Here is an 11,105-nt window from a genome sequence, read left to right as displayed (position 1 = left end):
GGTCCTTCACCGTGGTGAGCGAACCGCCCAGTTCGTACATGCCGGGGCGGTAGACAGCCCCCTCAATCTCCACACGGTTGGCAAAGCGGTCGAGTACGGCACCCACCGACACCGAGTCGCCGTCGGCCAGGCTCCAGGACGGATAGGAAGACGCCTGCACACTGAACAGGCTGTTCTCGCGGCCGCTGCGGCGCACCACCGTCACTTCCTTGTTATAGGCATCGCCCGCGAAGCCGCCCGCATAGCCTATCAGGGCCGAAAGGGGTTCGCCGGACTTCATTTCGTAGAACATCGGACGTTTCACACGGCCCTGCACCTGCACCAGCTCTTCATAGGGAGGCACCAGGATGACATCGCCTTCCTCCAGACGGACATCGTCGTTCAGCGCCCCCTTCATCAGGTAGGCATAGACGTCCACCGAGGCCACCTCACGGCCCGCACGCATCACCCGGATGGCACGCAGCGAACCGATGGGCGAAACACCGCCCGCCCGGTAGAGGGCGTGGAACACGGTGGCGAACGACGAAAGGCGGTATGTGCCCGGAACGGCTACCTCGCCCATCACGTTCACCTGGATGGTGCGGATCTGCCCCAGCGTCACCCGTACCTGCGAGGCGGGGCTGTCGCCCGAAACACCCGCATACTTGCGCGAAAGCGTCTCGCGGATGGTACGCTCGGCCTCCGAAATACTCAGCCCGTTCAGATAAACGGGGCCGATCTGGCTCACCATGATGTTGCCTTCCGGAGAGATTTCCTGACGGATGGACGTCTCGTTGGCTCCCCAGATGTCGATGATCACCTCATCACCGGGGCCCAGACGGTAGTTGCTCGGCGTGGCCATATTTTCGTTGGGCTCGAAGGTGAGCTGCCGTCTGCCGAAGAGGTCGTGTCCGTAGATGCGCCGTTCGGGCGGAAGCTGCTGTTGTGTTCCGGTCGAGTCTGCGTAAATCTGCATCCAGGTGGCACTGCTGTCCATGGCGGCCGTGGCCACGAAGTTCTGCACCAGGCGGCGTTCACGCAACCGGCTCTCCGGGCGGGGGGTAGGGTCATTGGGATTGGCCTGCTGGCTTTTCTCGTAATTGTCCTTGATGCGCTGTACCTGCTCGCGCGTCACACCGCGCGACACCAGCATGCGGCCTATCTCCTCGTCGCTCTTGCCGGCCGTCTTCTGCTCCTTCACCAGCGCTATCACCTGGTCGTCACTCATCTGCTGTGCATACAGTGGGGCCGAAAGACCCATGACAAGCAAGGCCAGGCCTAAAATACGAAAGATCTTCTTCATGAAAAAAGTCGGAATAATGATAAATGGTTAATGGTTAATGATAAATGGTTAATGGTAAATCAGGGTTCGCCGATTGCTTCGACAATCAGGCGGACATGCACCGGCATGTAGACGCGGGCATGGGGATTGCAACCGGCCTCCCGAAGACGTTCGCGCAAGTGGGGATAGTAATCGATCCAACTTTGCAGCTTGCGGTGGGCCACCTGGGGATTGAGAGTCGGAAAGTAGCACTGGGCCAGCTCGGTGCGGCCATAGGCACGGATGGTGAAATGTTCCATAAGGCGTTTGCGGTATTTGTTCGTTATGGACATAAAGATACTGAAAATCAGCGAGACAACCATGCCTGCCGGCTACAATAATCAACGATAATCAACCCTAACGGAGGGTAACCTACCGGAACGGATTTTCCGGGAAAAGGAGGTGCTATCTTTGCTTCAGCAAATTGAAAATGGAAAATGGAGAATGGAGAATTATTCATTTCCGCTCCATCACCTGCTTTCAACGAGCTAAAAATTATCAATTATCAATTATCAATTATCAATTCACTATGATTCTCTACAGAAAAGTTCAAATCACCGGCGAGAACCATCCCTGCAAGGGACTGTGGTATGCCCGCCCCGTCATCAACGAGACGCTGGACATCGAAATGCTGTCCAAGCACATGTCGAAACACAACACGCCTTTCTCGCCGGGCGTCATCAAAGGTGTACTGGCCGACATGGTGGCCTGTATCAAGGAACTGATACTGGATGGCAAGAACGTGAAACTGGACGACCTGGCCATCTTCTCGGTGGGCATCGTCAGCGACCACGGCGCCGCCAGTGCGGCCGAGTTCAAGGTGAGCGAGAACGTGGCGGGACTGAAGCTCCGCGCACGCGCCACCGGCGAACTGAGCAACGCCAAAATCAACCTGGAGGCCACGCTGCGCGAGCAGAACGAGTATTCCGTTGAGGGCGGCAGCACGTCCACCACGCCGGGCGGCAATGAAGGCGGTGGAGGCGACGACGGACAGGACGAGAGTCCGCTGTAAGACAGCGGTAAACGGTTAGGGGTGAGTGGTTAGTACCCATTCGGATGAAATACTCACCGCTAACCGTTAGCCACTAATCACTAAATTATTTTTTCAATTCTCAATTTTCAATTCACCAAAAAATGGCTCAAACCAAGAAAAACGTATGGAGCATTGTGCTCAAAGCAATTGTGGCCGTGGCTACTGCCCTGGCCGGAGTGTTCGGTATCTCATCGTGCATCGGAGGATGAGGACCGTTACCCTGATCATTGTCCATTGTTCTGCCACCCCCGAGGGGCAGGACTTTGGTTTTGAGGCCTGCCGCACGGACCACGTGCGGCATCGCCGTTTCTGTGACATCGGCTATCACTTCTACATCACCCGCGACGGCGAAATTCACCGCGGACGGGCACTGGAGCAAGTGGGTGCGCACTGCCGCAACCACAACCGGCACAGCATCGGGGTGTGTTACGAAGGCGGACTGGACCGCCAGGGGCGGCCGAAAGACACCCGTACCCTGGCCCAGAAAGGCAGCCTGCTGGCACTGATGCGCGAACTGAAGCGCCGGTTTCCGAAGGCGCTCATCGTGGGGCATCGTGACCTGGACCCGATGAAGAGCTGTCCCTGTTTTGATGCGGTAAAGGAATATGAATTTTAACCCAAATTACGAACCCTTGGAAGTTAAGAAGTTACAGAAGTTATCACTTCGCTACGCTTCATTAGAAGTTAAAGCCAATAGTTCCGCAAAGGGAAAACATCAGAATTTCTTTCCGAAAACGATATTGAAGAACGTCATCCAGAGTATCTTGAAATCGAAGCCCCAGGAACGGTGTTCCAGATAGAAGAGGTCGTAGCGCAAACGGCGCAACATCTTCTCGATGGTATCGGTATAACCGTTGTAAAGCGTGGCATAGGACGTGACTCCCGGACGGATCTGGAACAGATAACGGTAACGGGGGTCACGCTCCATAATCTGCCTGATGTAGAACTCGCGCTCGGGACGGGGACCGATGAAGGCCATCTGCCCGAGGAATACGTTCCACAGCTGGGGCAGTTCGTCCAGATGATGTTCCCGCAGGAACTTGCCGACTTTCGTCATACGGTCGTCCTTGCTGCCGGCATAAAGGGCCGGACCGGCTTTCTCGGCATCGAGCTTCATACTGCGGAACTTGTAAATATAGAAAGGACGGCCGAAACGCCCGATGCGCTCCTGCTTGAAAATGGCAGGACCGCCGTCTTCGCGCTTCACGGCAATGTAGCAAATCAAAAACAAAGGGGAAAAAACAATCAGCGCCACCATAGCGACCAAACAATCTATCACACGCTTGGTATTGCGCTCGAAACCATTCATGCCGTCGGGGATGAAATGGTCGTCATTTTGAATGTTTTCGAAGTCTATCATAAGTTTTTGTTTAATAATGTAACCTAAATAGCGATGAGGAAGGAGATTGTGGCTCACCACCTCACAACGACCGGTTCCTGCTTCGGCAGGAAGGAAGTACCGGGCACAAAAGCTCCGTCCGTAACAGAGAGGCGCAGAAGCGACTCGCAAAGATGGACGGCATAGCCGGACAAGGCATAGAAAGCTGCATCGCCGTGCGGAGGACAGATGCGGGACAGGTCGTCGAAACGGCCGGCCACGCGAAGCGTCCAGACGTCGTGACGCGGACAGGCATTGCCCTGCCGGAGAAGATCCTGACAGAGAGACAGGCAACGGAGTTCGTCGCTGCTGCCAAGCGCGGCATCGAATGCGGAAAGCGAGGCATAACGGCGGCAGGCCCGACGGACGGTGGCATCGAAACGGCTGTCGAGGAACAGGTAGGAATAGCGGTTCATCACCTCGATACGCTCCAGCGCCGCAACATCGGCAAGCCCCGGCCAGGTACCGTCCGGCTGAAGCCGGGAAGCCCAACGGCAGACAGCATCGGACAGGAGACAGGCCCACTCGTCGTCGTCCCACAAGTCGGGATAGAAATAGCAGGCCAGGCAACGGCAGACGGTGGCTTCGGCCAGCACGCTGTCGGCTTCGGCCGAAACATAGCGGTCCATCAAAGCGGAAACGGCTTCCTGAAACGGCGCGTCGGACACGGCCGGGCAAAGAGGGAAGGCTTCGGACTGAAGGTCGTAGAGGGCGGCCACCAGACGGGCCCTGTCCACCAACGGTAGGTCAGGACGGGACAGACGTTCCTGCAACAGACGGACCAACCTACCGGCCATCCGTGCATGGGCGTGACAGTCGGGGTACACACGACGGGCTGCACCAACCGCCTGAAGACGGCTGACGGCCGCATAAAGCCGGGCATGTGCCTGCAGACGAAGCACGCTGTCGGCCGGTGAAGGCACCGCAGACAGGAGGCGCGGCAAAAGTGCTTGCAAGGACTGTTCGACGGATGACATGGATGGTAGTGGTTAGTGCTGAGCGGTTTGGTTAGTGCTGAGGGGCTCGATGAGCGAGGGGTGGATGGTGGCCAAAGCCACGGCAATGACCCCCTGGACCTCGATGACCACACGACGGTCGCGCGCACCCTTGACCCGCAGGAAGACCCCCTCCTGCCCTTCGAACTCGCCACCGGTGATACGTACGCGCGTACCTTTGGACAAGTTCAGTTCTTCGGGGGTAAAATATAGGAGCTGGTCGCTATAGGTACCCGCCACGGCAATGAAGCGGCGCATCTGCTCGTCGGGGACAATAATCTTCCGGCCCGTGCGACGGTCGGTGATGTACTGCAAATAGGTGACCGTTGACTTGAGCTGCTGGAGACGGGACGGAACCGCATGGACAAACAACAGGTTACGGACTACCGGAACCAGCTGGCGCACCTTACGGCCGTGACGAACCACTTCCCTGTATTGCATGGGAAGAAAGCACCCCATGCCTTCGGACTCCAAAAGCTGCACGGCAACATCCTCCCTGCGATACGTGGCGCGCATGGCATGCCAAACGGCCGCGTTCGCAGCAGGTGCCGGAACGGAAGTTTCCATCAATAAAATTCAGGTTTAAGCATTCTCTTGGGGCTTTGAAAAACAGATAAAAGACTGTTTTCCAATCATTTACAGACATTCTTGCAGAAATATACAACGAAAATAGAGGTGTCTGTTTTATTTGTCAAATACACAATTGAAAAACAATGTATATTATTGACGGGACAAAAGTAGACAAAAAGAATATAATGAACAAATAAAAAACTTTATTTTTTAAGAGACGAACTTAAAAACATACATTTAGGTGACGTACGATACTTTACAAAACAGGACAAAGACATATAAAGAAAAAGCACAAAACAGTCTTTCGCTTACCGCTACTATTGCCTTTCACCATCTTTTAATAAGACAGGAGGCGGCTCGGGATAAAAATTTCACTATCTTTTCATAAAATAGGATACGGTTCGGGATAAAAAATATCTGAAACGAGTTTCAATATTTTGTTCTCCTCTCACCTTTCACTATCTTTGCCGCCGGATTATAACATTCTACTTTTATGAACAAGAACAAATCGCTGATAATAACCGGTATCGTACTGGCTGTGCTGCTGGTGGGAGTAACCGTGCTGCTGGTCATGGAAAAGACGACCAACAAGGAACTGGTACAGGAATTCGAACTGGAAAAGGAAGATCTGGAAAACGAATACACCCGCTTTGCCCAGCAGTATGACGAGCTGAAACTGACCATCTCGAACGACTCGCTGTCCGTGCTGCTGGAGCAGGAACAGCTGAAGACACAACGACTGCTGGAGGAGCTGCGGACGGTAAAAAGCAGCAACGCCTCGGAAATAAGAAGACTGAAGAAGGAGCTGGCCAGCCTGCGAAAGGTGATGATCAGCTACATCAACCAGATAGACTCGCTGAACCAGCTGACGGCCCGCCAGCAGGAAGTGATAAAGGACGTGACGCGGAAATACAACGCTGCCTCGCGCCAGATAAGCAGCCTGGCCGAAGAGAAGAAAAACCTGAACGAAAAGGTAGCCCTGGCCGCCCAGCTGGACGTGACGAACATCCGCATCGAAACGCAGAACAAACGCGGGCGCGAAACGGACAAGGTGAAGAACGTGGTGAAATTCAAGATTGACTTCAGCATCGTGAAGAACATCACGGCACAGACGGGCGAAAAGACCATCTACGTGCGCATCGCCAAGCCGGACAACAGCATATTGACCAAGAGCGACGCCAACACCTTTGAGTACGAGAACCGCAAGCTGACGTACTCCATCAAGAAATACATTGAATATACGGGCGAGGAACAGGCCGTCACCCTGTACTGGAACGTGGAGGAATACCTGTATGCCGGGAAATACCGCGTGGACATCTTTGCCGACGGGGTGATGATCGGTTCGGGGTCGTTCAGCCTGAGATGAAGATAGCGGTTAGTGGTTAACGGTGAGCGGTGAGCAGCCATGCGGGTGGATACTAACCACTTACCGCTAACCACTAACCGCTCACCGTTAACCACTAACCGCTAACCACTAACCACTATTAACTGTAATTGTCGCAAACCTTGTTGTAGGCATCGCTGATGTAGCTGCCCCGATAGCTGCAATAGCCGCCGCTGTAGTGGCTGCAGTTCTTGCAGCACCTGCGGGTGTTGCTGCTCTTTCCCAAAAGGGACAGCAGGAAATAGGCTACAAGAACGATGATGAGCAGCACGACAAAATGGGCAAGCACCCACAAGGTGGCTACAGAACCCAACAGATAGACTGCCGTACAGAGGAAGGCTTTACCCCAGCCTCCCTGCGGAACCACTCCCCTGAAAATCAGAACAATCTGTACAAGCTGGCACACAACAAAGGCTACCAGCACAAACGGTACGGCTGCCTGAAAGAAAAACCCCGACACAAGGCCGCCTACCACCAGACCACCCCAGGAATAGAGTCCCCAGCGCTTGTCGAAAGAGCCGTAGCTGTTGTACTCCGTATCGGCCAGCGTATTGAAATAGCACATGAACTGATTGTAGACCACAAAAGCAAAGATGATAAAATTGATGACGGTCCACAGCCAGCCCACGGTGTCGGGCATACAGAACCAGGTGGCCCGGGTACCCATGAGGGCCAGATAGACCAGCTCGACCACAGTGACCGCCAGAAACAGAATCCAGTTGGCAACATACAGACTGCCTTCCAGGGGTTCCTCGCCCCTGCTCTTGCGGATGAAGAACAACACCAGGGAAAGCCCGGCAATCACAAAGACCATCCACTCGACATCAGCGGAGAAAAGGCCGTCCAACGAAAAGTTGAACAACGGACTATCGGCTTCGGCGGCAGCGGCTACGGGTGTTTCCACCTTCCGGATATAATCGGCACTGACATAGGCAAAACCGTCATCGAAACCGATTTTGGCCCAACCGTCCGCAATTTCGTAGACGTCGACTTTCCCGCCCTTATCGATGGTTCCGATGACGGGAGCACTGGCATCCGCAGCGCTGCGGATATTCAAAAAGGTACTGGCCGTAACCTCGTACTGTGTCTGCGCGCTGCACCACAGGCTGCAGCATACCATAAAAATGATCCATGCAAATGTTCTCATACGTATTCTATTTTAAAGATCAGTCAATTCTTCCGTACATCTTCGGCCGAAGGGGTGATGACAACCGTCATGGGGACTTCGACCAGAGGAATGAGCTTCTCCAGGTCCTCGTTCTTGAGCCGGACACATCCTTCCGTAGCCCGGGTGCCGATGGAGAGGGAATCGTGTGTACCGTGGATGCCAATGCCCTTGTGACCCGGCACGTCGAGCCGGATGAAATGCGGACCGTAGGCCCCCTTTATTTCACCTTTCCCATCACGGAAATCGTGGGTCCAGCTACGGGAATCGTGAATGTCAGAAACGGTGAAGACGCCCTCGGGGGTCTTCATGTCGCCCGGCTTCTGCTTGTCGCCATAATTGAGTCCGCAGGCTATACCGGCCGTGAACAGCTCGGTGCCCTTATAGTCGATGACCCGCAACTTCATCTCCTGCTTGGAGATGAGCATCAGTTTGGCCTGCTGTGCCCGGCGCAGCTGGCCGCCGTAATGAAAACGGCAGGCCAGCCCCGCCAACAAGGCACCGAGAGCCGCACAGGAAAGAGGCAGCAACAGACGTTTCATGACCTCAGTTCAATTTGAAAGCCACAGGAAGTGTATACCTTACACGCACGGGCTTGCCGTTCATCGTACCGGGTTTCCACTTGGGCATACTCATGACTACACGGAGCGCTTCCTTGTCGAGAGCAGGATCGACGCTCTGGACAATCTTGAAATCCGTCAGACTGCCGTCCGTCCCAACAACAAACTGCACACGGACGGTACCCTGGGTACCGTTCTCCTGCGCCGACTTCGGATAATCGATGTTCTTGCTGAGGTAGCGTATCATACCGGACATCCCCCCCTGAGGGAATTGGGGCATCTGGTCCACACGGTCGTACACGCGGTTGTCGGGTGCCGAAGTCACTGCGGCAGCCTGCTGTTTTGCCTTGACATCCACCTGGGTGGAATACAGTTTCTGTCCGTCGCACCAGATTTCGTAACGGTAGGTGCCGGGAGTATAGAAACGGCCGTCGGGATTTCCCCATCCCATCAGCTCGAAGGAACCTTCCTGATGACCGAAATTGATGGTGTGCAGGAAGGTGTAGCCCACCGGTGAAGACTGTCCCCGGACAAGATTGCCATCGGGCTGATAGATCTTCACGCCGAATTCGATTTTTTCCTTATCGGCTGTCTGTTTCTTGAAGTAAACCCGCGAGCGCAGATACTGAATGTCGGAATAAAGCTGCAGACCATATCCGGTGAGTATCTTACCGTTGTCGTCAACATTGGCAAACTGAACCGAACGGATGGTAACCTTATCGGCTGCAGCGACTTCAGGATTCTGCGGTTCGCGCTCGACAACTACGGAACTGCGTGCCTGAGGAGCGGCTCCCGAATAGTTCACCTTGTACTTCTTGCTCCACTGGTTGTAGGTGATGGAACGGATGTCGCCAGACTCGGGCGCATCTTCGGCATAACGGAACACCGGCGTCTCATTTTCCTCGAACGCATAGAGCACCAGTTTCCGCTGACCGGTAGCATTGTCTTTCAGGATAAAGGCAAACTCGGTGAAATGGTCGTAACCATCGTTCAGACGCGGGAAGAGGATACTGTTGGGCTTCACCTCCTTTTGCTTGGCAAACAGCTGCCAGGCTGTGCTGCCTGTCTGCAGGTTGTTCGACTTCAGGTAATCGAAAAGCGCCAGCCTGCACTTGGCTGTAGAGACTGCATCACGGGCTTCGTCATTGCCCCAGACACCGTTCAGCAATTGGAAGTCGGCCGCCTCGAGAATGTAATCGGAAGCGACATAGCCGGATTCTCCACCACTCTTTACATAGGCCCAGCCGTTCTCGTTCGAGAAGGTAATCAGCTCCGAACCATAAGGAAGGGTGGTCTTGCGGTTGTATTCCACATCGGCAACGGCCGACGAACGCAGAAAGAGGTTATCGGCATAGACGTAGTAGCGCGGGGCATCCTTTTCCTTCTTATAGTCCTTGTACCAGTACTCATAGCCACCCCACAACAGCGCAGCCAGCACCAGGAACCAAACCCAGCGGTGACGCTTGGGAGGAGGAGGGGCGGGCTTATCGGTAACACGGAACTGCGAACGATAGAGCAGATGGTCTTCTTCGTAGAACTCGATGGTCCAGGTACCGGTAACAGTGAAGGTGTTGCACGCATCGCCACCGAATCCGCCCAAAGCAACGGTACCCGAAGCTGCCAGACCGACAAATCCATGCCAAGTATAACCGTCGCGTCCGCCCTGGGCCGTCATCAGCATGCCCGACGGAGAGAACAGCTTGTACCAGATATCGGCCTGTCCACCACCACTGCGCAATACCTGATAGGAGATGCGGGGAGTGAGATAGGCCATGTTGGTATAAAGGGGACTGCCGAAACTGGACAAAAGGTTTCCCTTCACATCGCCGTTGGCAAAATCGACCCGCGTGATGCGGATGGAAGGCGAAAAAGAAGGATTGGGACGACGGGGCTGCTGTGGCGAAGGACGTACCGGCTCTTCCCGACGGGGTTCTTCCCGACGAGGCTCTTCCCGACGGGGTTCCTCAATCCGTGGCGCAGGCAACGGATTGGAAGCCAGGTAGTCCGACAAGGACTTACGGAAAGCCTGAAAGGTTTCCAGATCCTTGAGGTACTGACGGCAGATGCCCCGCAGTTCCTTGCTCTGGACGATGATGTCCTTGTTGGCCGCATGCAGTTTGTCGGATCCGGCCAACACATTGACACAGCGCTCCAGCAGATTCTTGTCGTTCCACTCAGCATTGCAGATGCGTAGCAGCAACTGGAGGGCTTCCTGTTCGTCACGACCCAGTTCGCCCCACACACCCAGCAGATAGACGGCTGCCTTGTGCCACTTCTGCAAGTGCTGCTTGAGCAGGATGTTGTTGACAGGTGCAGGCGACGGTGCCGACGGACGTTCGGGCGCGGGACGGGAAGGCTGCGGACGGTTGGCACGGTTGAACTTCTTCATGGCCTCACGGAACTGCTCGAAGGTCTCCTTGTCCTTGGTGTACATGGCCTTGGCTATGCCCCGGAACTCCTTACTCCAGGTTATGATGTCCAGATTGGCAATGTGCAGCTTATCGCAGGCCGAGAGGGTGGCTATCAGGCCCTCGCACTCGGCCACGCTGTCTTCGTCGAACGAACGCTCGCGCCAGAAGTCGGCCAACAGTTCGACAGCTGTCCATTCCTCGACGGACAATTCACTCTGTTTCCCTTTCAGAAATCGGCAAGCTTCGTTCCACTTGCTGACTTTCTGATTCATCATTATTTCGTTCATAAATGTCTTTCGTATATTACTG

Annotated in this window: 12 protein-coding genes; 4 read left to right on the top strand and 8 right to left on the bottom strand. The window is 54.8% G+C overall.

The genetic code is table 11. The features are described from left to right. Both RDO88_RS11835 and RDO88_RS11830 read right to left on the bottom strand, forming a co-directional pair. Nucleotides 1-1,282: SLBB domain-containing protein (locus tag RDO88_RS11835; RefSeq protein WP_307759568.1), on the bottom strand; the 1,282-nt coding region annotated here is incomplete at its 3' end. Nucleotides 1,283-1,341: 59 nt separating this feature from the next. Further along, nucleotides 1,342-1,560, bottom strand: coding sequence for a DUF4248 domain-containing protein (locus tag RDO88_RS11830; RefSeq protein ID WP_307759567.1), 219 nt, complete (start codon nt 1,558-1,560; stop codon nt 1,342-1,344). A 269-nt stretch (nt 1,561-1,829) separates the two neighbouring features. Here RDO88_RS11830 and RDO88_RS11825 point away from each other — a divergent pair, with 269 nt between their 5' ends. From RDO88_RS11825 to RDO88_RS11815, 3 genes are all read left to right on the top strand, one after another. Then, entirely contained in the window at nt 1,830-2,312 is a 483-nt protein-coding gene (locus RDO88_RS11825; RefSeq protein ID WP_307759566.1) for a DNA-binding protein, read from the top strand. A gap of 122 nt (nt 2,313-2,434) precedes the next feature. Beyond that, nucleotides 2,435-2,542: a smalltalk protein gene (locus tag RDO88_RS11820; RefSeq protein ID WP_307759565.1), complete on the top strand. Its 108-nt coding sequence runs from the start codon at nt 2,435-2,437 to the stop codon at nt 2,540-2,542. Next, nucleotides 2,539-2,949: an N-acetylmuramoyl-L-alanine amidase gene (locus RDO88_RS11815; protein ID WP_307759564.1), complete on the top strand. Its 411-nt coding sequence runs from the start codon at nt 2,539-2,541 to the stop codon at nt 2,947-2,949. Before RDO88_RS11820 ends, RDO88_RS11815 begins: the two co-directional genes overlap by 4 nt. Before the next feature lie 99 nt (nt 2,950-3,048). Here RDO88_RS11815 and RDO88_RS11810 read toward each other — a convergent pair whose 3' ends face one another. The 3 genes from RDO88_RS11810 to RDO88_RS11800 are packed head-to-tail and all read right to left on the bottom strand — an operon-like array spanning nt 3,049 to nt 5,273. Continuing rightward, nucleotides 3,049-3,693, bottom strand: coding sequence for a sugar transferase (locus tag RDO88_RS11810; protein WP_307759563.1), 645 nt, complete (start codon nt 3,691-3,693; stop codon nt 3,049-3,051). 53 nt (nt 3,694-3,746) lie between these two features. Beyond that, nucleotides 3,747-4,688, bottom strand: a complete 942-nt coding sequence (locus RDO88_RS11805) for a hypothetical protein (RefSeq protein WP_307759562.1) — start codon at nt 4,686-4,688, stop codon at nt 3,747-3,749. A gap of 12 nt (nt 4,689-4,700) precedes the next feature. Beyond that, a complete protein-coding gene (locus RDO88_RS11800) occupies nt 4,701-5,273 on the bottom strand; it encodes a UpxY family transcription antiterminator (protein WP_307759561.1) in 573 nt (190 codons plus the stop codon). A 496-nt stretch (nt 5,274-5,769) separates the two neighbouring features. Here RDO88_RS11800 and RDO88_RS11795 point away from each other — a divergent pair, with 496 nt between their 5' ends. Then, on the top strand, nt 5,770-6,642 hold the full coding sequence (locus RDO88_RS11795; RefSeq protein ID WP_307759560.1) for a hypothetical protein: 873 nt from the start codon (nt 5,770-5,772) through the stop codon (nt 6,640-6,642). 118 nt (nt 6,643-6,760) lie between these two features. Here the strand turns inward: RDO88_RS11795 and RDO88_RS11790 are convergent, their stop codons facing one another. From RDO88_RS11790 to RDO88_RS13565, 3 genes are read right to left on the bottom strand one after another with little or no spacing between them, the layout of a single operon-like run. Continuing rightward, nucleotides 6,761-7,807 (bottom strand): SH3 domain-containing protein, encoded by a 1,047-nt coding sequence (locus RDO88_RS11790; RefSeq protein WP_307759559.1) that lies wholly within the window; start codon nt 7,805-7,807, stop codon nt 6,761-6,763. A 23-nt stretch (nt 7,808-7,830) separates the two neighbouring features. Next, nucleotides 7,831-8,367, bottom strand: a complete 537-nt coding sequence (locus RDO88_RS11785; protein WP_307759558.1) for a L,D-transpeptidase family protein — start codon at nt 8,365-8,367, stop codon at nt 7,831-7,833. Between the two features lie 4 nt (nt 8,368-8,371). After that, a complete protein-coding gene (locus RDO88_RS13565; RefSeq protein WP_374043947.1) occupies nt 8,372-11,083 on the bottom strand; it encodes a TonB family protein in 2,712 nt (903 codons plus the stop codon). Nucleotides 11,084-11,105 lie beyond the last annotated feature (22 nt).

It is taken from the genome of uncultured Mediterranea sp., from assembly GCF_902493215.1.
In the GTDB taxonomy this organism is placed as follows: domain Bacteria; phylum Bacteroidota; class Bacteroidia; order Bacteroidales; family Bacteroidaceae; genus Bacteroides.
The sequence above is the reverse complement of the archived record's forward strand: the minus strand, read 5'-3'. Positions and strand labels throughout refer to the sequence as shown.